Source organism: Cupriavidus sp. (assembly GCF_057315035.1).
The window spans coordinates 450,703-469,701 of the sequence record NZ_DBHKYV010000001.1; the positions used below are offsets into that span (position 1 = coordinate 450,703).

Sequence of the window (18,999 nt, forward strand, 5' to 3'; positions counted from 1 at the left end):
TTGTAGTGTGCTGTCAGACGCCGTACTTCTGACGATAGGCAGCCACAGCGTCGCGAGAGTTCCCGAGCGCCGGGTCCTGCGATGCATCCAGGTATGCCAGCAGGTCCTTCAGCGTGGCAATGGCGATGACGGGAATCCCGTATTCGCGCTGCACGTCCTGCACCGCCGAATGCGTGCCAATATTGTCGGCCGTACCGCTCTTCTCCATGCGGTCCAGCGCGATCAGCACTGCGGCAGGCTCGGCACCCGCGGCCCGGATCATCTGCATCGACTCGCGCACCGACGTACCGGCGGAAATCACGTCGTCGACGATCACGACCTTGCCCTGCAGCTTCGCGCCCACCAGCGTGCCGCCTTCGCCATGATCCTTGGCTTCCTTGCGGTTGTAGGCAAACCCGACGTCACGTCCCATGCCGGCCAGTGCCACGGCCGTGGCCGAGGCCAGCGTGATGCCCTTGTAGGCCGGTCCGAACAGTACGTCGAACTGCAGCCCCGAACCGATCAGGGTCTTCGCGTAGAATTGCGCCACCTGGCCCAGCATTGCGCCCTGGTTGAACAAGCCCGCGTTGAAGAAATACGGCGATTTGCGGCCAGCCTTGGTCACGAATTCGCCGAATGACAACACGCCCGCGTCCAGTGCAAAGCGGATAAAGGACTGGCTCAGGTCTTCCGGCGTCGTCTGCTGCGTCATCTTTTCTCTCTGAATTCAAAATTTCCCGAGATGTTACGGATTATCAGCGCCAACCTCAACGGCATCCGCTCAGCCTCCAAGAAAGGCTTCTTCGAATGGATGGGCAAGCAGGACGCGGACATGGTCTGCGTCCAGGAACTCAAGGCACAGGAAGCCGACATGACCGAGGCGTTCCTGGCGCCACACGGCTATCACGGCTTTTTCCACTATGCCGAGAAAAAGGGCTATAGCGGCGTGGGCCTGTACACGCGCCACAAGCCCGAGCGCGTCATCACCGGCTTTGGCTGCGCCGAATTCGATGCCGAAGGCCGTTATGTAGAGGTGCAGTATCCGCACCTTGCAGTGATCTCGGTCTACGTGCCGTCCGGCTCCAGTTCCGAAGAGCGCCAACTGGCCAAGTTCCGCTTCATGGAAGCGTTCCTGCCCCACCTGCTGCAACTGAAGGCCAGCGGGCGCGAGATCGTCCTGTGCGGTGACGTCAACATCGCGCACAAGGAAATCGATATCAAGAACTGGAAGGGCAACCTCAAGAACTCGGGTTTCCTGCCCGAGGAGCGTGCCTGGATTGGCGAGCTGTTCGACAACCACGGCTATGTGGACGTGTTCCGCCAGCTTGACCCTCGCCCCGAGCAATACACGTGGTGGAGCAACCGTGGCCAGGCCTACGCCAAGAACGTGGGATGGCGCATCGATTACCACCTGACAACTGCGAAGATCGCCGGCACGGCCAAGGTCTGCTCGATCTACAAGGACGAGAAGTTCAGCGACCACGCCCCGTTGTCGATCGACTACGACTATCCGCTTTAAGGCACGCAGGCTAGATCGTCCGGATTTCCTCGAGCAGGTTAGGGTGTCGGTCAAGCAACTTCAACAGCTTGACCAATGCCAGCGGCGGCTTGGTGCGGCCGGTCTCGTAGCGCGAGAACGCGTTCACGCCGCCGCCGAAGATCTCGCCGGCTTCCTTCTGGTCGAGGTGCAGCTTCTTGCGGACCGAAACGATAAAGGTGGGATCGACCAGCGAGGCGTTGACCTGCCTGTTGAAGGCCAGGGCGATCTCGTCAAGCCGTTCGTGCTCGTCACGGGATAGCACGCCTTCCCCGCATAGCGGGCACCATTCGGCTTCCACATCCTCGAAAACCGTGGACTCGCCCCGATAGGTGTATGGCATGTCGCGGCGCCCCTTGATCAGTTGGGCGCCACCGCATTCTGGACATTTCATTTTGCTGCCATCCTTCCGGCCTTCCGGCCATGTGCTAACGCACCTTGAACGACACGACCAGCAAATCGCTTTCCACGGTCAGCTTCACGTAGAGGCTCCCATACGGCGTGCGCGGATGATAGACATCCTGCCAGACCCGGTGGTCCCGGTATGTCGTCATACTCTTATGAAAGTCGCCCGGGCATAACTTGCTCACTACCGCCACGGCCTCACCCCGCGAAATTTCCATCGCCTGATGATCCCGCGCCGCAGACGCGGTGAACGCCACCCGTCCTTCCGCAATCAACGCCCTGACCCGCTCCAGCTTGTAATGCGCCGTCGACTTCTCCATGCGATATTAACCTAGTTGGTTATTTTTCTCCACCGTCGAACCGTACCAAACCGCAACCGCGAATTTGGCGTAAACCCTGCGTCCGACCCTCAACCTCGCTACAATGCAGGTTCTCGCATCTTCGGGATACGAGACTTTTCGCATTTTTCAGAGTGAGTCCGCCATGGTTTTCAAAGTGTTCGTCGATGGTCAGGAAGGCACCACCGGTCTCCGGCTGCTTGACTATCTCTCGGGTCGCAGCGATGTGGAGCTGCTGCGCATTGCCGATGACAAGCGCAAGGACCCGCAGGAGCGAGCACGCTTTCTGAACGCCTCGGACGTGTCTTTCCTGTGCCTGCCGGACGTGGCCTCGCGTGAAGCCGTATCGCTGGTGACCAACCCGAATACCTGCGTGATCGATGCCAGCACGGCATTCCGCACGTCCGACGACTGGGCTTATGGCCTGCCCGAACTGACCCGTGGCCAGCGCGAGAAAGTGCGCAACAGCAACCGCATCGCGGTGCCGGGCTGCCACGCCAGTGCCTTCGTGCTGGCCGTGCGTCCGCTGGTGGAAGCGGGCCTGATGCCGGCCGACTATCCGGTCTCGGCGTTCTCGCTGACCGGCTATAGCGGCGGCGGCAAGTCAATGATTGCCGAGTTCGAAGCCGGCGGTAACCCCAAGCTGAACAGCCCGCGTCCGTACGCGCTGGGCCTGACCCACAAGCACCTGCCGGAAATGCGCGTGCAGGCTGGCCTGAAGCAGGCGCCGATCTTCAACCCGATCGTCGGCAACTTCCTCAAGGGGCTGTCGGTCACGGTGCCGGTCTATCCGTCGCTGCTGTCGCGCAAGGCCGATGCCGAGGCAATCCTCGACATCTACCGCAAGCACTATGAAGGCGAGCAGTTCGTGCGCGTGCACCCGTACAACAGCGACGACAACCTCGACAAGGGTTTCTTCGACGTACAGGCCAGCAACGACACCAACCGCGTGGACCTGTTCGTGTTCGGCAATGAAGAACGCCTGAACCTGGTGGCACGCCTGGACAACCTGGGCAAGGGCGCGGCCGGCGCGGCGGTGCAATGCATGAACGTACGGATCGGCGCCGACGAGGCCAGCGGCCTGCAGGCATGAAGGCTTGAAGGCCTGAACAAGCGCGACGTTCTGCGGCGCGAATGAAAAACCGGCTCCTGGGAGCCGGTTTTTTTATTTCACGATGACTCCAGCACCGAACTTTGCTGGACTGCGCTAGAACCCGATACAGAAGGTTTATCAATAACTTACGCGCGTCCATCATATGCCGGTGCTTTCTGAAACCTGACCCGGCTTCCGCTCTCATGGCTCCCATGTGGCTCTTGGAAACGGGTCTTTCCGAGGAGTCATCATGGCCAAGATCAAGCTCACCAAGACCGCCGTGGAGGCGGCGCAACCCCAGCCGCAGGCCGTCGAACTACGGGATACCGTGGTGCCTGGCTTCCTGTGCAAGATTACCCCGGCGGGCCGCCGCGTGTTCATGCTCCAGTACCGCACGAACGCGGGCGAGCGACGCAAGCCCGCCCTGGGCCTGTTCGGGGAACTGACCGTTGAACAGGCCCGCGTCATGGCTCAGGACTGGTTGGCCGAGGTTCGCCGGGGCGGCGATCCTGGCGGCGCCAAGGCCGATGCGCGCAAGGCGCCCACCGTCACGGAGCTGTGCAAAAAGTTCATGGAGGAATACTCCAAGAAGCGCAACAAGCCCAGCACGCAGGAGGGCTATCAGGGCGTCATCGACCGCTGCATCATTCCACTGTTGGGCCGCAAGAAGGTGCAGGACGTGAAGCGGCCCGACATTGCCGGCCTGATGCAAAAGCTGGCCTACAAGCCGACCGAAGCGAACAAGGCTTTCGGCGTGTTGCGCAAGATGTTCAACCTGGCCGAAGTGTGGGGCTACCGTCCCGACGGCACGAACCCGTGCCGTCACGTCCCGATGTACCCACCTGGGAAGGAAACCCGGCTCATCATTGATGACGAACTGGCGTTGATCTTCCGCCACCTGGACAAGCTGGAAGCGGAAGGTCTGGAGAACTACGTCATCCCCTTGGCAATCCGCCTGCAATTCGAGTTCGCCGCGCGTCGCTCCGAAATCTGTCCGCTCGAATGGAGCTGGCTGGACTTCGAGAACCGGCGAGTGGTGTGGCCCGACAGCAAGACGGGCGGCATGTCCAAGCCCATGAGCGCGGAAGCCTATCGGCTGCTCTCGACGGCGCCACGTCGGGAAGGCTGCCCGTATGTCCTGCCATCGCCCAACGACCCGGACAAGCACCTGACCTTTGGCGAGCACTATGGCGGATGGTGCCGGGCGCTTAAGGCCGCCGGCGTGCCGCACGTCGGCACGCACGGCATCCGCCATCGTTCGACGACCGACATTGCCAATTCGGGCGTGCCGACCAAGGTAGGCATGAAGCTGACCGGGCACAAGACCGTGGCGATGTTCATGCACTACGTCCACACCGAGGACAAGCCGGTACGCGAGGCGGCCGAGCTGGTGGCGAGCCGTCGTCAGGCGATCACGGGTGCGCGGCAGGCCGAGGGAGTAGCAGCATGAACCGGCGCAAAGTATCCGTGGCGTCCTCCGCAGCGCCTTCGGCGCTGCTGGGCGACATTCGGGCATTGATTGAGGCGGCGCGGCAGCGCGCCGTCTTGGCGGTCAATGCCGAACTGACCCTGCTGTTCTGGCGTATCGGCCAGCGCATCCATACGGAGGTGCTGGCCGGCCAGCGGGCCGGGTACGGCGAGGAAATCCTGCCGACCCTGGCGGCGCAGCTTGTGCGCGACTACGGGCGCAGCTTCGCGGACAAGAACCTGCGCCGCATGGTGCAGTTCGCCGCCACCTACCCGGACGAGCCAATTGTCGTGACGCTGTCACGACAATTGAGCTGGTCGCATTTCCTGGCGCTGCTGCCGCTGAAAGACCCGCTCCAACGGCAATACTACGTGCAGATGGCGAGCGCCGAACGCTGGAGCGTGCGGACGCTGCGCGAGCGCATCGACTCGATGCTGTACGAGCGCACGGCGCTGTCGCAGAAGCCGGGCGAGACGATCGCGCAGGAGCTGGCGACGATGCGCGATGCGCAGCGCATGACGCCGGCGCTGGTCATGCGCGATCCCTACATTCTCGACTTTCTCGGGCTGCGTGACACCTGGCAGGAAAGCGACTTGGAAGCGGCCATCATCCGCGAAATGGAATCCTTCCTGCTGGAGCTGGGGGCCGGTTTCTCCTTCGTCGCCCGGCAAAAGCGCATCCCGATTGACGACGAGGATTTCCACCTCGACCTGCTGTTCTACAACCGCAAGTTGCGGCGGCTGGTGGCGGTGGAGTTGAAGGTCGGCGAGTTCAAGGCGGCCTACAAGGGGCAGATGGAGCTTTACCTTCGCTGGCTGGACAAGCACGAACGCGAGCCGGAGGAAGCCTCGCCGCTGGGCATCATCCTTTGCACCGGCAAGAAGCGCGAGCAGATCGAATTGCTGGAGCTGGACAAGTCAGGCATCCACGTCGCCGAGTACCTGACTGCCTTGCCGCCGAGGGGCGTGCTGGTGGAACGGCTGCAACAGGCAGCAGAGCGGGCGCAGTTGCAGATCGAGCAGCGCAAGACGGACACCGAGTAGTCCTGTCCCAAGCAGTCGGGCATCCCGGCGTTCCGCCGTCGCGCTGTCGTGCTGCGCATCGAGCCTCGCTGCGCGAGTCTCGCCCCTTGCGGGCTTCCATCGTTCCCTCGCTTTGCTCGGCTGACGCCTTCGGCCCTGACGGGCCTGCGCGCTCCGCTTGCCCCAAAAGCCGAGGGTGTGCAGTGGGCGGGGTGTAGGCGGTCTTGCTGTTCCCTTCACCGTATCACGGCGTTCTCGCCGTCAAGGGCGGCGCGCGCTGTTGCGCGCTTGCGTCCTGGCGGCCGTCTGCGACCCCTGACTGCTTGCGCTGCGCCGTGCTGGACACGGTTCCGGGCAATTCCGCCCGAGCAACCGGAGCACGATCATGTCGCAACTGTCCTTTTCCTCGTTCGATGCCGCGCTGATGGTGCGCGACTCCCAAGGTCATTACCTGCCGGCGACGGCCGACCAGATTCTGGAGGCCGCGCGCCAGGCCATCGAGCACAAGATGCAGCGCGGTGCCTCATTCAGTTCACCGTCGGAAGTCAAGGAGTACCTGCGCGCCAAACTGGCCGGCTTCGAGCATGAGGTGTTCGCGGTGCTGTTCCTCGATTCGCAGCATCGCCTTATCGAGTATGCCGAGATGTTCCACGGCACCATCGACAGCGCATCGGTGTATCCGCGCGAAGTGGTGAAGGAAGCGCTGCGGCTCAACGCGGCAGCGGTCATCGTTTCGCACAACCACCCGAGCGGCAATCCAGAGCCAAGTGCGGCCGACAGGGCATTGACGTTGCAACTCAAGAGCGCGCTGGCGCTGGTGGACGTTCGCACGTTGGATCACATCATCGTGGCGGGCAGCCTCACTACGTCCTTCGCCGAACGTGGCTTGATCTGACCGAGGGGGCTTCGGCCCCCTTTTTGCTGCGCCTGCTGGCGCAACTCCGGCCCTCGCGGGCCTGCGCGTGCTACGCACTTGCCCCAAAGCCGGAGGTGCGTGGAGGTTGTGAGGGAGGCGGTCTTGCTGTTCCCCTCATCGTGCCACGGCGTTCTCGCCGTCAAGGGCTGCGCGCCAATGGCGCTTGCGTCCTGGCGGCCGTCTACGACCCCTGACTGCTTGCGCTGCGCCGTGCCCCGGAAGGGTCGGGCAATTCCGCCCGGCAACCTTTCAGGAGTTCACCATGAACAACGTACTTATCACTGCCGAGCAGCGCGTCGTGCTGCTGGCCAACGGCAGCACATCGCTGGAGAACCCGGACTTCGACCCAGCCCCGGTGGTCAAGCTGTTCACGCCGGACGGCGGCGCGACCTGGCTGCTGACCGAGATTGACCCCGACGACCATGACCACGCTTTCGGTCTTTGTGACCTGGGGCTGGGGATGCCGGAACTCGGCTGGGTCAGCTTGAACGAGCTGGCGAGCGTGCGCGGCGGGCTGGGCCTGCCGATCGAGCGCGACCTGTCTTTCCGTGGCGAAAAGCGGTTGAGCGCCTACGTGCGCGATGCGCGGCTGGCGGGGCGGATCGTCGTCTGACCTCGCCCTTGGAGCGCCTCAAGGCGCTCCTTGCGCTTTCTCGATCATTTCAGGAGATCAATGCCATGAGCAGCCATCACGACTACATCATCGAAATCACGGCGCAGCACGATGCGCTCAAGCCCTTCGCGCCGGAGAACGGCCAGCCGCTGCGCTTCAAGATCGGCGACGCGGTGATCTACACCAACCAGTTCGGCGTGCAGTTCCGTCGCCGCGTCACCGGTTTCTACCAGCCCAGCGGGCTTTGTGGTCACTATGCGCGCGGAGCGCGCTATCTGCTGAACTCGACTTCGCCGTGGGTGCCGGTTGCGCAATCCAGCCTGCGTCCTGACGACTCGGCCTGATGCCTTCGCGCCCCTTGCGGCGCGCTACGCGCTTCGCTTGCCTCCAGGGGAAAGCCCTGCGGGCTATCCCCGCCGCGCAGACTTGGCGCCCCTGAACATCGCCGACCCGGCTGCGCCGGATCGGCCAGACAGCATCCACAGCAGATCCACGATGCCCTGCGCGTGCTCGTCCTGACCCTGTTGTCCATTCGGTTTTGAAGTCTGGGCGTCCCCGGCCACCTGGGAGATGGCCGGTCGCGCTGTCGTGCTGCGCATCGAGCCGCCTGCGGCGTCTCGCCCCTGTCGGGCTTCCATCGTTCCCTCGCTCCGCTCGGCTGACGCCTCCGGCCCAGCTTCCAGCTTCGGGCCTGCGCGCTTGCGCTTGCCGTGCGGTCGGCGTGGAAGGTGCCCGTTGCCATGTCCAGCCGTCTTCCCTGACTCCATCACCTTGTCCGCGACTGTAGCCCGCTCCCGTGTGCCATCAAGGCGCGCAGGGCCGTGTCCTCGGCTTCGCCTGCGGGCCGCACCAACCCTGCGCTTTTTTCCTTGACGGCCCCCGTCCGCGCGCTCCTGACCGTCGCGGGCGATGAACTCAGGAAAGACGGTGGCAACAGGGCCAACCGGGTTCCTCGTGCCGACCGCACCGAACAGCCGAAAGGCTGGGCTCCGAATCTAGGAATCCGGTGTGCGCTTTCTTCAACAGCCAAGTCAGGAGAACGACATGCTTGCAACCCGTTTCGCTTCCCATTCCCCCGCACTGCGCAGCGACTACCCGCTGTCCGATGACCAGATTCACCGTGTAGCGCCGTCCATCTTTGCGGATGCCCCGCATGAAAGTCGTTCGCAGCGATACGCCTATATCCCTACGGCGGCGGTTTTGACCGAGCTTCGCAAAGAAGGGTTTCAGCCTTTCATGGTGACGCAAACCCGCGTGCGCGATGAAGGCAAGCGCGAGCACACGAAACACATGCTGCGCCTGCGCCACGCCAGCCAGATCAACGGCGCGGAAGCCAATGAAATCATCCTGCTGAACTCGCACGATGGCACCAGCAGCTATCAGATGCTGGCGGGCCAGTTCCGATTTGTTTGCAGCAATGGCCTTGTGTGCGGCGACACCGTGGCCGATGTGCGCGTCCCCCATAAAGGCGACGTGGCGGGCCAAGTCATCGAAGGCGCTTTCGAGGTGCTGCGCGGTTTCGACCTTGTGCGCGATTCCCGCGACGCCATGCGCGCTATCACGCTCGATGAAGGCGAAGCCGAAGTGTTCGCCCGCGCCGCGCTGACCCTCAAGTACGACGACCCGAACAAGCCCGCGCCCATCACCGAAAGCCAGATTCTGATGCCGCGCCGGTTTGAAGACCGCCGCCCCGACTTGTGGAGCGTGTTCAACCGCACCCAAGAGAACCTGACCAAAGGCGGATTGCATGGTCGCAGCGCCAACGGACGCCGCCAGCAGACCCGTCCGATACAGGGCATTGATTCCGATGTGCGCCTCAATCGCGCCTTGTGGATGCTGGCCGATGGCCTGCGCCAGTTGAAAGCCTGACCCGTCCCCCGCAGGAGGGGCGGTTTCCCCTCCATTCCTTGTTTCACTCGATTGGAGAACCACCATGAACGCCATCACCACCACCGAAGCCCGCGCCGTCAATGCCGCCGCCGCTATCCCGCTGGAAGCCGCCGACCCGACCAAGAACCTGATTCTGGTTCCGCTGTCGCGGCTGGTGCTGCGCCCCACGGGCCGCAACGTGCGCAAGACCCCGCGCATGTCCATCCCCGAACTGGCTGCAAGCATCCAGCGCGTGGGCCTGCTGCAAAACCTGATCGTGATCGCATCCGCCGATGGCGAGCATTACGAGGTGGTCGCCGGTGGTCGTCGCCTTGCTGCGCTGAAGCTGCTGGCGAAAAAGCACCGCATCGCCAAGGATTGGGAGGTGCCTTGCTTGCAAGTGGCCGATGGCACGGCCCGCACTGCCAGTCTCACCGAGAACGTGCAGCGTGAAGCCATGCACCCGGCAGACCAGTTTGAAGCCTTCGCCGCGCTGGTGGCCGAAGGCCGACCCATCGAGGACATCGCAGCGGATTTTTCCGTCACGCCGCTGGTGGTGCAGCGCCGCTTGAAGCTTGCGAACGTCTCGCCGCGCCTCATGGCCGACTACCGCGCCGATGCCGTGAGCCTTGACCAGTTGATGGCCCTTGCCATCACCGATGACCACACCGCGCAGGAAGCCGCCTTCTACGATGCGCCAACGTGGCAGCGCCAGCCGTCCGCGCTGCGCGACCGCCTCACCGAAAGGGAAATCGACGCCTACCGGCATCCGCTGGTGCGGTTCGTCGGGCTGGAAACCTACGAGGCCGCAGGCGGTGGCGTGCGCCGTGACCTGTTCGCGGAAGGTGACGCGGGCGTGTATCTGACCGATGCCGCGCTGCTGGACAGGCTGGCGCAAGACCGGCTGGCGGGCATCGCCGCCGAGGTGAAGGCCGAAGGCTGGGCATGGGTGGATGCCACGCCGGGCGTGACCCATGCCGACCTGCACGCTTTCCAGCGTGCGCCGAGGGAGCGGCGCGAACCGACCAAGCGCGAAGCGCAGCGCATCGAAAAGCTGCAAGCCAAGGTGCAGGCCATTGGCGAAGCCCTCGATGGTGCGCTGGAAGCCGAGGACGAGGACAAGGCCGACGCGCTGCAAGAGGAAGGCGAAGCCGTGGGCGAGCAGTTGCAGGCGTTGGAAGATGGTTTGCAGGACTACAGCCCGACCGTGAAGGCCGCAGCCGGTGCCATCGTCACCATCGACCGCAACGGGCAGGCCGTGATCCATCACGGCCTGATGCGCGAAGCCGAGGCCAAGGCCCTGCGCACGCTGGAACGCCTGCGCCAAGGTTTCAGCGGTGAGGATGCCGAGAACGGCGACGAAGGCGAGGACGACGACCAGCCCAAGACCGCCGCCATGTCCGACCGACTGGCGCAGCGGTTGAGTGCCCACCGCACCGCCGCGCTACAAATCGAAGTGGCGCAGCATCCGCAAGTGGCGCTGGCCGCGCTGGTGCATGGCATGGTGCAGACCGTTTTGCACGGCAGCCACTACGGCCACGACCTGCCGCTGGGCGTGAGCCTGAAAGTGCAAGACCGGCTGGAAGGCATGGCACCGGACTGGCCGGAATCGCCCGCTGCCGTGGCGCTGCGCGAACTGCAACAGGTGGCGGGCGAAGCCTTGCCGCAGGACAGCGCCGAACTGTTCGCCGCGTTGCTGGCGAATTCGCAAGACGAACTGGTGCGACTGCTGGCGGTATGCGTGGCCGTCACGGTGGACGTGGTGACACCCCGCACCATGCGGCAGCAGCCGGGCGAGGAACTGGCGCAGGCCGTGGGGCTGGACATGGCCGCATGGTGGAAGCCCACCAATGAGGGTTATTTCCGGCATGTGCCGAAGGCCGCGATTCTGGAAGCCGTGGAGCAGTTCGCCCCGTCGCACGTCACCCGGCTGGCGAAGCTGAAGAAGGCCGACATTGCCAGCGAAGCGGAGCGGCTGGCCGATGGCACTGGCTGGATGCCTGCCATCTTCAAGGCCGAAGGCACGCAGGAAACCACGCCGGCGGCGCCGCAGGCCCAGGACAACGCCCCGGAGGATGCCGAGGCAATGGCGAATGAAACCGCCGTGGCGCTAGCCGCTTGACCCGCGCCGACAGCAAGCGCCCCGGTCTCGACCGGGGCGCTTGCTGGAAGGAGAACACCCCATGACACGTACCACCACCAGCCGCCCACGCATGGCGGCGATCTACGCCCCCGGCACGGTACGCGCCCGCCGCTGGCACGGCGATGGCGACGTGCGCGGCTACCGCCCGCCCTCGGGCTGGTCAGCCCGCGCCGACCTGACCGACATTCACCCCATCACGGGCCGCGCCTTGCCGCGTGCCGTATGGTGGCTCATCGAGACGAAGGAATAACCCGATCAGCACCGCGCCCATGCCGTTCCGTCCTGGGCGCGGTGAAAGCAAAATCCGGGCGCGGCAGTGGCCGCGCCCGGTGTTCAAGGCCAACTGCCGAATCAGAACGCCGCCGCCCTCGCGGTGGCTCAGGTGGCGGCGTTAAAGCAGCCGAGCATCCGCCCGGCCCACACCTGCGCGCTCCGCTTGCCTCCAGGGGAAAGCCCTGCGGGCTATCCCCGCCGCGCACAGCTTGGCGCCCCTCGATGCCGCCGAACCGGCTTCGCCGGATCGGCCCGGCCAGCGCTCCGCCACGATGGACGGGGCGCTGGCGAACACGCTGGCGTTTGCTGCGGCGGGTTGTGCAAATGCGTGCCGTCCTCAACGCTGGCGGTTCTTGCCCATCACGTCCATGAAGGACTGTTCACGGACAACCCGCCCAGCATCGCTATGGAGTTTCTATGCCACGCCACTAGACCGGCGCCGCAAGTTGCGGCGGAGGCGTTCTTGCCTGTCATCGGGTGGTTGACCTGGCCTGCGTCAGTGGGCGAGCCGGAGCAGTCTTCATGCGGGGATGCCGAGCCGGCCACATCTCCTTGCGGTGCGGTTCGGCCCAAGGCGTCCTTGTGTTGTTGTGAATCCTGGCGGTGGCGCGGCTGCGCCTCGGGCTTCATGGCTGCAACCGTCCGGCGAAAACAATTTCCCCTGCTTTGTCACTGCGTTCGGTGCATTCCTCGCGGGACAAATTCTTTTCGCCTCCCGGCTCTCCACTGCGTTTCGACCGCAAGCGGTGCAGCCAGCCCGTCCCCCGCCGGCCGGATCACAACAAGGACGCGATGGGCGCGAACCTTGTTCCACCGAACGGAGATTTCACTATGGCCAACATCGGCACCTTCACCGCAGACAAAGACGGCTTCACCGGCACGCTTCGCACCCTGACGCTCAACGTCAAGGTCAAGCTGGTGCCCAACGACAAGGGCGACAACGAGAAGGCCCCCGACTTCCGCCTGCAGGCCGCCAGCCACGACATCGGCGCAGCGTGGAAGAAGACCAGCGAGGCCGGGCGGGAGTACATCTCCGTGACCCTCGACGATCCATCGTTCCCGGCCACGGTCTACGCCCGCCTGATCGAAGGCGAAGACGGCACGCACGACTTGATCTGGTCGCGCAGCAAGCCCCAGGCGGCGTGACCGCCGCCCGCAGCGCCCCGCCACATGGCGGGGCGCTGCGCTGTTGTGTTGGTTCGTACCGAACCTGGTGGCAGGCGGTGGCCCATAGTGTGGGCTGCACTTCTATGCGGGGACGCGGTGCTTGCCGTTGCAATCAGGGCATGGCGTGTCGGCGCGACCCGCCGCCGGACTTTTACGGGCTACGCCCCGTGCCGTCTTTGCCGTCACGGCCATCCGGCTCCAATCCCTCACGCCTTCGCGCCTGCGGCGCTGCGCACTTCGCTTGCCTCCGAGGGAAAGCCCTACGAGCTATCCCCGCCGCGCACAGCTTGGCGCCCCTCGATGCAGCCGGAGCCTACGGATGGGCCGCCGCTGCGAGCTGGCTTTCAGCCTCGCTCATCAGCACTGCCGTGCTGCATTCGAGCGCGCCGGCGATCTTGAAGATGATCGCCAGCGTGGGCATGTGCTCGCCGCGCTCGACCTTGCCCATGTGCGAGCGCTCGACGCCAGCCAGGTGCGCCAGCGATTCCTGCGCAATGCCGCGCTCCGTCCGCAACGCGCGCACCGCCGCGCCGAAGGCTTGCGCCAACTCGGCATCGTAGGTGGTGGCGCCGGCCGGTCGGCCGCGCTGAATGGGTCGCTTCTGCATAGACAGAAGCGTCAAGTCGCAGCACAATTAAAACCACGTTATCTTTAACTCTTTCAGTGAAACCTCACTGTTTTGCGTTTTTACGGGAATCCGCATTTGTGCCTCTGCGGATTTCCACAAAGGCGCATAGCCACGGAATCACAATCGTGCTTTTTCCCAAATCCGCCGATGCGGCTTTGCGTTTTCACGCTTGGGCGGATTTGTGAATTGGGAATAGATCGCCATGAACTCACTCATCACCGAGGACGAGCGCCAACGCCTGCTGACCCACGGCCAGGCACGTGCTGACGGTCAGGCCGGCGACCCGCTGCCCGTGGTGCGCCTGTTCACACCGGACGCACACCTCACCTGGCTGCTCGCTTCGCTCGACCCGGCCGACGGCGATACGGCCTACGGCCTGATCGACCTGGGCCTGGGGATGCCTGAGCTGGGCACCGTGAAGCTGTCCGATCTGGCATCCATCGTCGGGCCGCGCAAGCAGCCTGTGATGCGGGATCGGTATTTCCAGGCGGCGCGGCCCCTGTCGGAATATGTCCGGCTGGCCCAGGAGAACGGCGGCATTGTCGATTAAGCCAATCGCGTTCCGGCGCAGCCGGACGTATTGAGACTATTTCCGTCGGAATTCGGATTTGTCCGGTCTCAATTCGCACTCTTGCACCAAAACAGGGCCTTTGAGACGGAAACGGCCACGATCTTTGGCGCGAGTTACGGCACCTTGATTTGTGCCGCGTGACTTTTTTGGACTGCGCGGCCGTCGTATTCGGACGCATTGCGCAATACCCCGGAGCCAATCGGTCTTGACACTTGATGTACAGCTTAAACAGGTTCGGATGATGTTTTGATGTGGATGCGGTGGCTCCGTTCTTGAACGCCCGTGACGACGTTCCTGCTGTTCGACGGGAGCTTGAGTCATGGTCAATCCTCACCATATCGCGCATTGGTATCCGACCGCCGCGTACCTCTACATCTTGTGCCTGGACACGCTCGCACTGGCCTGGGAGTACCTGCGCCGCCACCCCGATTACCGGCTCGACTGGCAGCGCCACCAGCGCCGACCGCAAGCGGCGCAACAGGCGGCGCTTCGCTGGGGCTTGCGTCTGCTGGAAGACCCGGCCCTGGATGCGCGCGACGCGCATCCGGCCTGGCTGCCCGGCCACGATGCCGTGGTGCAACTCCATCCCGATGCCGATCCGCCGCCCGATGCGGCGGCCTTCGCGTTCTGGCACATCCCCGGTCACAAGCAACTGCTGCACGACGGTAAAGGGCTGGCGCTGATCGCGCACAACCCCGGCCATTGCGCGCGCTTCGCGCTGGCGCCCGGCCTGGAAGATGGCATGGCGGTCGCCTATGCCAATCGCGGAGGTGGCGGCGGCGCTGCCGCACCTGCGCCTACGCGCAGCGCGACGCTGGCCGCGGCCAGGCCCCGGCCTACACCGGCCGCGATGCTGGAGTTGCACACCCTGCAGGCGCTCGACGCGACCCTGGCGGGTGCGTCCTTGCGCGACGTGGCCGAAGGGCTGTTCGGTGCCGATGCCGTGGCGGCGGACTGGCACGCCGACGGCGACCTGCGCGCCCGCGTGCGCCGCCTGGTGCGGCGCGGCGATGCACTGATGCGCGGCGGTTATCGCCGGCTAGCACAACTGCCGCCGCTTGAGAAGGGACGTTTTGATGGGGACGCAAAACGTCCCTGAGCAGCGGAGCTTCGTTTTCTGAGACTGCCTCCATCCGGTTGCGCTGTGTGGCCGGAGCTTTGAAAGCTATGGAGGTTCACACCATGCGTCCCGCTCCCTTGCGGCCTGCCGCCACTGTCCCGACCGCTGCCGCACAACCGCAGCGTTACCTCACCAACGACGAAGCCGCCGAGTACCTGCGCCTGTCGCCGCGCACGCTGGAGAAGCAGCGCGTGATCGGCGGTGGCCCGCGCTTTCGCAAGTTCGGCCGGCGCGTCATGTACGCCGTGGCCGACCTCGACGCCTGGGCCGCCGACCGCAGCTTCGAGACGACTTCCGATCCTGAGTACGCCGAACAGCACTCGGCGGACAGCCGTGCGCGCTGATCGCTGGCACGCGCCAGGCCACCGCCATGCCCAGCCCCGCGCTGCCGTCCCGGCAGCGGCCCTCGCAAGAACGCGAACAGCTCGACCTGTTCCGTGCCTTGCCGGGCGACATGGCGCCGCGCGACAGCCAGGACTTGATGGCCTTTCCGTTCTTCTCGCTGGCGAAGTCGCGGCGCACGGCGCCCATCGACTTCCGGGCGGGCAACGTCACGATCCGCGTGGAAGGCACACAGGAGCACGGCATCGCCACGATCTGGGACGCGGACGTGCTGATCTGGGCTGCTTCGCAGATCGTGGAGGCGCGCGACGCAGGCTTACGCCCGTCGCGGCTGATGCAGGCCACGCCCTACGAGATCCTGCGCTTCATCGGGCGCGGTACGTCGCTGCGCGACTACCAGCGCCTCAAAGCCGCGTTGGATCGGCTGCAATCCACGACCGTGGCCACGTCGATCCGCGAGACAACCGGGCGACGCCTGCATCGGTTTTCGTGGATCAACGAGTGGAAGGAACTGGCCGATGCCAAGGGCACGCCCTTGGGGCTGGAGCTGATCCTGCCGGATTGGTTCTTTGGTGGGGTGATGGATGCCGCTCTGGTGCTGACCATCGACCCGGCGTATTTCCGGCTGACGGGCGGCATCGAACGGTGGCTGTACCGCCTGGTGCGCAAGCACGGCGGGCGGCAGGAAGGCGGCTGGCAATTCGATTTCCGGCACCTGTACCGGAAATCGGGCAGCGTCACGCGCTTCTCGGACTTTGCCTACGACCTGCGCGCGCTCGTCGCGCGGCAGTCGCTGCCCGGCTATGTCCTGAGCATCGAGCGGATGCCGGGCGATGGAGTCGAGTTGCTGATGTTTCGGCCCGTGCCGTTCACGGCACGGGGATAACTTCGGGAAAAGCGGTGGACGGGCTCGTGCTATCAGGAGTACGGGGTATCGTGCTATCGGGAGTACGACTATCGTGCTATCAGGAGTACGGATCGTCCGCAAAGCCAATAACGGCGCGGGTTTCGACCTCCCTTAACTTACCTAACTTAAATTCTCTAACTTGTAGTAGGGAAACGCCGTCGCGGTGGACAACCGCTGCGCGGCCACAAACGCAGCAGACAAAGCCTGCTCTTCCAGCATGGAGGGCCAGGCCATGATCGTCGCGCTGCTCAACCAGAAAGGCGGCGTGGGCAAGACCACGCTCGCCACCCATATCGCCGGCGAGCTGGCGATGCGCGGCCAGCATGTCGTGCTGCTGGACGCCGACCCGCAGGGTTCTTCACTGGACTGGACGCAACGACGCAGCCAGCAAGGCTTGCCTCGGCTGTTCAGCGCCGTGGGCCTCGCACGCGAAACGCTGCATCAGGAAGCGCCAGAACTCGCCAGGCGGGCCGATCACGTCGTCATCGACGGCCCGCCGCGCATCGCCGCCCTCGCGCGCTCCGCGCTACTCGCGGCCGAGCGCGTGCTGATCCCGGTGCAGCCCAGCCCCTACGACCTGTGGGCCAGTGCCGAGATGGTCGCACTGATCCGTGAGGCCCAAGTGTTCCGGCCTGCGCTGCGCGCGGCCTTCGTCATCAACCGGCGCGTCAGCACCACCGTGATCGGGCGCGAAGCGCGCCAGGCGCTCGCCGACCAGCCGCTTCCTGCGCTGCGCGCGGAAGTGCATCAGCGCATCGTGTTCGCCGACAGCGTGGCCGCTGGCCGCCTTTCACGCGAGACGGCGCCGGGCAGCGCCGCCGCCCGCGAAATCACCGCCCTAGTGGACGAATTGCTGCGGTGGACGACATGACAGCGAAGCCGCCACCCAACAGCAAACGCACGGCAAAGCGCGTCGGCATCGGCGCGCGTCCGCCTGCGAATCCGCACGCTGAAGCGTGGATTCGCCAGGGCGACGCCGATGCGTTGGGCAAGGGCGACCTCTACACGGCTCGCCTCACTCTCGACATCACGCCCGCCATGCGGGCGCGCATCAAGGTATCGGCCTTCACGCAAGGCGTGACCGTGGCCGACCTGCTGCGCGGCCTGCTAGAGCGAGAGTTTCCCGAGAACCGCAGGGAGAACACACCATGACCGCATCCGTTTCGCCTGCCGCTGTCGCGGCCACGGCTGCACTGGCTGCGCCTATCGGCCAGCCTGCCAGTGCGCCGATGACGCGCGTGGCGCTCGCCTACATCGACCAGCGTTTCGACCTCTATCTGCGCTTCGGCGAGCCGTCGCGCATCCTTCGCCTCGACCACTGGCGGCGATGCGCGTTGTTCCTGCCCGGCGCGATGCTTTGCCGCATCCGCTGGCAGGCCAACGCCTACGGCACGATCCGCTGGCAACTCATGGTGATGCAGACTTGCACGCCGCTGGCCGGCGCGCAGCGCATCCCCGGCGTGCAGCCGGGCGCGCGCCTGCTGCTACACGCCGAAGGCGACGCCAACGTGCGCGCCGTGCTGGAACGCATCGACGGCGTCGAGGCGCTGGGCATCGCGCCCGCAGACGCCTCCCCCGCGTACTGGCGCACGCTGGGCAATCGGCTCGCTGCGCGCTTGCCGCTGCCGGACTACAGCGCCGAGCGGCACGCCGCCTGGCTAGCCGGGAGGGCGCTGCCATGACCGCCGCTTCCACCATCGGCACTGCGCCGCGTTCTCGCGCGCGCCTCGTCCTGGCGGGCTTGTCCGCCTGCGGCCTCGCTGCGCTGGCCTGGGCGTCCTTCGTGCATCCGCTGCCGCGCCTGATCTACAACCCGTCCGACAGCGTTCCCATGGGTTGGTATCGCGTCGATCCGCTGAACCATCGGCCCGGCTCGCTGCCACGTCCCTTGTCCGTGGGCAGCATCGTCTTGGCCTCGCTGCCGCCAGATGCCGCAGCGCTGGCCGCGCAACGCCGCTACCTGCCGGCGGGCGTGCCGCTGCTCAAGCGCGTGGGCGCGATCGCGCCGCAGGAGGTGTGCATCGCTGGCGGCATCGTCCGCATCGACGGCGTGCCTTCGGCCGCCGTGCTGCGCGCCGACCGCTGGGGCCGGCCGCTGCCATCCTGGCAGCAGTGCCGCCGCCTCGAACCGGGCGAGTTGCTCCTGTTGAGCGTGACCAATCCGGCATCGTTCGATGGCCGGTATTTCGGGCCGGTGCGCACGTCCGCCGTGATCGGCATCGCGCACCCGGTCTGGCTGGAGAAGCGTCCATGATGGCTGCCGATGAGATGCACGTCGCCGTGCATCTCATCGTGCCATCGGGCATGTCGATCCGGTGGCTTTCTTCGTGCCGTCGCGCATGTCGTGCGAGCGCCGATCCTGCGTATCGGGCGCCGCACTTCGCGCTGCCTTCCCGTGTGCAGGCGTCTTGCCTCGAACGCGCCCGGCCTGTGGCCGTCGCCGCGTTCGCCGGCGTGCTGGCTGCTCGCGCAGCAGCGCCGCCGGGCCGCCGCTGCCCGGAGCGCCAGCGAGGGGCAAAGGCGGAAGGCAAGACAAAAGGACGCGGCACCGGGCCGCGTCGAAAGCCAGTCTGCACGTGGGGTTGGCGCAGCACGGCGCGGCTTTGCC

At 65.3% G+C, this 18,999-nt stretch carries 23 protein-coding genes; 19 read left to right on the top strand and 4 right to left on the bottom strand.

From position 1 onward, the window contains the following. Positions 1 to 13: 13 nt before the first annotated feature. Positions 14 to 691: an orotate phosphoribosyltransferase gene (gene pyrE, locus ACO550_RS02075; protein WP_315593361.1), complete on the bottom strand. Its 678-nt coding sequence runs from the start codon at positions 689 to 691 to the stop codon at positions 14 to 16. Between the two features lie 30 nt (positions 692 to 721). On the opposite strand from pyrE, the gene ACO550_RS02080 reads away from it, so the two are divergent. Further along, positions 722 to 1,498 carry an exodeoxyribonuclease III gene (locus ACO550_RS02080; RefSeq protein WP_315593362.1) on the top strand — a complete coding sequence of 259 codons (777 nt, stop codon included), beginning with the start codon at positions 722 to 724 and terminating at the stop codon, positions 1,496 to 1,498. A gap of 10 nt (positions 1,499 to 1,508) precedes the next feature. On the opposite strand, the gene ACO550_RS02085 is transcribed toward ACO550_RS02080, so the two are convergent. After that, positions 1,509 to 1,910: a type II TA system antitoxin MqsA family protein gene (locus tag ACO550_RS02085; protein WP_315593363.1), complete on the bottom strand. Its 402-nt coding sequence runs from the start codon at positions 1,908 to 1,910 to the stop codon at positions 1,509 to 1,511. 34 nt (positions 1,911 to 1,944) lie between these two features. Then, positions 1,945 to 2,241: a type II toxin-antitoxin system MqsR family toxin gene (locus tag ACO550_RS02090; protein ID WP_315593364.1), complete on the bottom strand. Its 297-nt coding sequence runs from the start codon at positions 2,239 to 2,241 to the stop codon at positions 1,945 to 1,947. Positions 2,242 to 2,404: 163 nt separating this feature from the next. Here ACO550_RS02090 and argC point away from each other — a divergent pair, with 163 nt between their 5' ends. From argC to ACO550_RS02140, 10 genes are all read left to right on the top strand, one after another. Next, entirely contained in the window at positions 2,405 to 3,352 is a 948-nt protein-coding gene (gene argC / locus ACO550_RS02095; protein WP_315593365.1) for an N-acetyl-gamma-glutamyl-phosphate reductase, read from the top strand. A 250-nt stretch (positions 3,353 to 3,602) separates the two neighbouring features. After that, positions 3,603 to 4,802 carry a tyrosine-type recombinase/integrase gene (locus ACO550_RS02100; RefSeq protein ID WP_019726269.1) on the top strand — a complete coding sequence of 400 codons (1,200 nt, stop codon included), beginning with the start codon at positions 3,603 to 3,605 and terminating at the stop codon, positions 4,800 to 4,802. Then, the gene (locus ACO550_RS02105; RefSeq protein ID WP_019726270.1) at positions 4,799 to 5,863 is read left to right on the top strand and encodes a PDDEXK nuclease domain-containing protein; all 1,065 of its coding nucleotides are present in this window, start codon (positions 4,799 to 4,801) and stop codon (positions 5,861 to 5,863) included. The genes ACO550_RS02100 and ACO550_RS02105 overlap by 4 nt, the downstream gene beginning before the upstream one ends. 364 nt (positions 5,864 to 6,227) lie before the next feature. Beyond that, positions 6,228 to 6,737, top strand: coding sequence for a RadC family protein (gene radC / locus ACO550_RS02110; RefSeq protein ID WP_019726271.1), 510 nt, complete (start codon positions 6,228 to 6,230; stop codon positions 6,735 to 6,737). A 283-nt stretch (positions 6,738 to 7,020) separates the two neighbouring features. After that, positions 7,021 to 7,371, top strand: a complete 351-nt coding sequence (locus ACO550_RS02115) for a DUF2958 domain-containing protein (RefSeq protein WP_019726272.1) — start codon at positions 7,021 to 7,023, stop codon at positions 7,369 to 7,371. A gap of 65 nt (positions 7,372 to 7,436) precedes the next feature. After that, positions 7,437 to 7,715 carry a hypothetical protein gene (locus ACO550_RS02120; protein ID WP_019726273.1) on the top strand — a complete coding sequence of 93 codons (279 nt, stop codon included), beginning with the start codon at positions 7,437 to 7,439 and terminating at the stop codon, positions 7,713 to 7,715. Between the two features lie 700 nt (positions 7,716 to 8,415). Next, entirely contained in the window at positions 8,416 to 9,240 is an 825-nt protein-coding gene (locus ACO550_RS02125) for a DUF932 domain-containing protein (protein WP_025981539.1), read from the top strand. Between the two features lie 64 nt (positions 9,241 to 9,304). After that, complete coding sequence (locus ACO550_RS02130; RefSeq protein WP_019726276.1) at positions 9,305 to 11,362, top strand: ParB/RepB/Spo0J family partition protein; 2,058 nt, start codon at positions 9,305 to 9,307, stop codon at positions 11,360 to 11,362. A 61-nt stretch (positions 11,363 to 11,423) separates the two neighbouring features. Next, positions 11,424 to 11,633 (top strand): hypothetical protein, encoded by a 210-nt coding sequence (locus ACO550_RS02135; protein ID WP_019726277.1) that lies wholly within the window; start codon positions 11,424 to 11,426, stop codon positions 11,631 to 11,633. A gap of 854 nt (positions 11,634 to 12,487) precedes the next feature. Next, positions 12,488 to 12,802, top strand: coding sequence for a DUF736 domain-containing protein (locus tag ACO550_RS02140; protein ID WP_019726278.1), 315 nt, complete (start codon positions 12,488 to 12,490; stop codon positions 12,800 to 12,802). A 334-nt stretch (positions 12,803 to 13,136) separates the two neighbouring features. On the opposite strand, the gene ACO550_RS02145 is transcribed toward ACO550_RS02140, so the two are convergent. After that, the gene (locus tag ACO550_RS02145; RefSeq protein WP_019726279.1) at positions 13,137 to 13,430 is read right to left on the bottom strand and encodes a helix-turn-helix domain-containing protein; all 294 of its coding nucleotides are present in this window, start codon (positions 13,428 to 13,430) and stop codon (positions 13,137 to 13,139) included. 223 nt (positions 13,431 to 13,653) lie between these two features. Here ACO550_RS02145 and ACO550_RS02150 point away from each other — a divergent pair, with 223 nt between their 5' ends. From ACO550_RS02150 to ACO550_RS02185, 8 genes are all read left to right on the top strand, one after another. Next, positions 13,654 to 14,001 carry a DUF2958 domain-containing protein gene (locus tag ACO550_RS02150; protein ID WP_019726280.1) on the top strand — a complete coding sequence of 116 codons (348 nt, stop codon included), beginning with the start codon at positions 13,654 to 13,656 and terminating at the stop codon, positions 13,999 to 14,001. A gap of 340 nt (positions 14,002 to 14,341) precedes the next feature. Continuing rightward, a complete protein-coding gene (locus tag ACO550_RS02155; protein ID WP_019726283.1) occupies positions 14,342 to 15,121 on the top strand; it encodes a DUF2285 domain-containing protein in 780 nt (259 codons plus the stop codon). A gap of 83 nt (positions 15,122 to 15,204) precedes the next feature. Further along, positions 15,205 to 15,486 (top strand): helix-turn-helix transcriptional regulator, encoded by a 282-nt coding sequence (locus ACO550_RS02160; RefSeq protein ID WP_019726284.1) that lies wholly within the window; start codon positions 15,205 to 15,207, stop codon positions 15,484 to 15,486. A 26-nt stretch (positions 15,487 to 15,512) separates the two neighbouring features. Then, the gene (locus tag ACO550_RS02165; protein ID WP_019726285.1) at positions 15,513 to 16,370 is read left to right on the top strand and encodes a replication initiator protein A; all 858 of its coding nucleotides are present in this window, start codon (positions 15,513 to 15,515) and stop codon (positions 16,368 to 16,370) included. A 253-nt stretch (positions 16,371 to 16,623) separates the two neighbouring features. After that, positions 16,624 to 17,262, top strand: a complete 639-nt coding sequence (parA, locus tag ACO550_RS02170; RefSeq protein ID WP_019726286.1) for a ParA family partition ATPase — start codon at positions 16,624 to 16,626, stop codon at positions 17,260 to 17,262. Next, on the top strand, positions 17,259 to 17,543 hold the full coding sequence (locus ACO550_RS02175; RefSeq protein ID WP_025981540.1) for a hypothetical protein: 285 nt from the start codon (positions 17,259 to 17,261) through the stop codon (positions 17,541 to 17,543). Before parA ends, ACO550_RS02175 begins: the two co-directional genes overlap by 4 nt. After that, positions 17,540 to 18,073 carry a DUF2840 domain-containing protein gene (locus ACO550_RS02180; protein WP_025981541.1) on the top strand — a complete coding sequence of 178 codons (534 nt, stop codon included), beginning with the start codon at positions 17,540 to 17,542 and terminating at the stop codon, positions 18,071 to 18,073. The genes ACO550_RS02175 and ACO550_RS02180 overlap by 4 nt, the downstream gene beginning before the upstream one ends. Then, a complete protein-coding gene (locus ACO550_RS02185; protein WP_019726289.1) occupies positions 18,070 to 18,645 on the top strand; it encodes a S26 family signal peptidase in 576 nt (191 codons plus the stop codon). The genes ACO550_RS02180 and ACO550_RS02185 overlap by 4 nt, the downstream gene beginning before the upstream one ends. Positions 18,646 to 18,999: the final 354 nt, after the last annotated feature.

Bases quoted from the DNA above. Each gene is read 5' to 3' on its own strand.
- pyrE (WP_315593361.1), bottom strand. From the start codon at position 691: ATGACGCAGCAGACGACGCCGGAAGACCTGAGCCAGTCCTTTATCCGC.
- ACO550_RS02080 (WP_315593362.1), top strand. From the start codon at position 722: ATGTTACGGATTATCAGCGCCAACCTCAACGGCATCCGCTCAGCCTCC.
- ACO550_RS02085 (WP_315593363.1), bottom strand. From the start codon at position 1,910: ATGAAATGTCCAGAATGCGGTGGCGCCCAACTGATCAAGGGGCGCCGC.
- ACO550_RS02090 (WP_315593364.1), bottom strand. From the start codon at position 2,241: ATGGAGAAGTCGACGGCGCATTACAAGCTGGAGCGGGTCAGGGCGTTG.
- argC (WP_315593365.1), top strand. From the start codon at position 2,405: ATGGTTTTCAAAGTGTTCGTCGATGGTCAGGAAGGCACCACCGGTCTC.
- ACO550_RS02100 (WP_019726269.1), top strand. From the start codon at position 3,603: ATGGCCAAGATCAAGCTCACCAAGACCGCCGTGGAGGCGGCGCAACCC.
- ACO550_RS02105 (WP_019726270.1), top strand. From the start codon at position 4,799: ATGAACCGGCGCAAAGTATCCGTGGCGTCCTCCGCAGCGCCTTCGGCG.
- radC (WP_019726271.1), top strand. From the start codon at position 6,228: ATGTCGCAACTGTCCTTTTCCTCGTTCGATGCCGCGCTGATGGTGCGC.
- ACO550_RS02115 (WP_019726272.1), top strand. From the start codon at position 7,021: ATGAACAACGTACTTATCACTGCCGAGCAGCGCGTCGTGCTGCTGGCC.
- ACO550_RS02120 (WP_019726273.1), top strand. From the start codon at position 7,437: ATGAGCAGCCATCACGACTACATCATCGAAATCACGGCGCAGCACGAT.
- ACO550_RS02125 (WP_025981539.1), top strand. From the start codon at position 8,416: ATGCTTGCAACCCGTTTCGCTTCCCATTCCCCCGCACTGCGCAGCGAC.
- ACO550_RS02130 (WP_019726276.1), top strand. From the start codon at position 9,305: ATGAACGCCATCACCACCACCGAAGCCCGCGCCGTCAATGCCGCCGCC.
- ACO550_RS02135 (WP_019726277.1), top strand. From the start codon at position 11,424: ATGACACGTACCACCACCAGCCGCCCACGCATGGCGGCGATCTACGCC.
- ACO550_RS02140 (WP_019726278.1), top strand. From the start codon at position 12,488: ATGGCCAACATCGGCACCTTCACCGCAGACAAAGACGGCTTCACCGGC.
- ACO550_RS02145 (WP_019726279.1), bottom strand. From the start codon at position 13,430: ATGCAGAAGCGACCCATTCAGCGCGGCCGACCGGCCGGCGCCACCACC.
- ACO550_RS02150 (WP_019726280.1), top strand. From the start codon at position 13,654: ATGAACTCACTCATCACCGAGGACGAGCGCCAACGCCTGCTGACCCAC.
- ACO550_RS02155 (WP_019726283.1), top strand. From the start codon at position 14,342: ATGGTCAATCCTCACCATATCGCGCATTGGTATCCGACCGCCGCGTAC.
- ACO550_RS02160 (WP_019726284.1), top strand. From the start codon at position 15,205: ATGCGTCCCGCTCCCTTGCGGCCTGCCGCCACTGTCCCGACCGCTGCC.
- ACO550_RS02165 (WP_019726285.1), top strand. From the start codon at position 15,513: ATGCCCAGCCCCGCGCTGCCGTCCCGGCAGCGGCCCTCGCAAGAACGC.
- parA (WP_019726286.1), top strand. From the start codon at position 16,624: ATGATCGTCGCGCTGCTCAACCAGAAAGGCGGCGTGGGCAAGACCACG.
- ACO550_RS02175 (WP_025981540.1), top strand. From the start codon at position 17,259: ATGACAGCGAAGCCGCCACCCAACAGCAAACGCACGGCAAAGCGCGTC.
- ACO550_RS02180 (WP_025981541.1), top strand. From the start codon at position 17,540: ATGACCGCATCCGTTTCGCCTGCCGCTGTCGCGGCCACGGCTGCACTG.
- ACO550_RS02185 (WP_019726289.1), top strand. From the start codon at position 18,070: ATGACCGCCGCTTCCACCATCGGCACTGCGCCGCGTTCTCGCGCGCGC.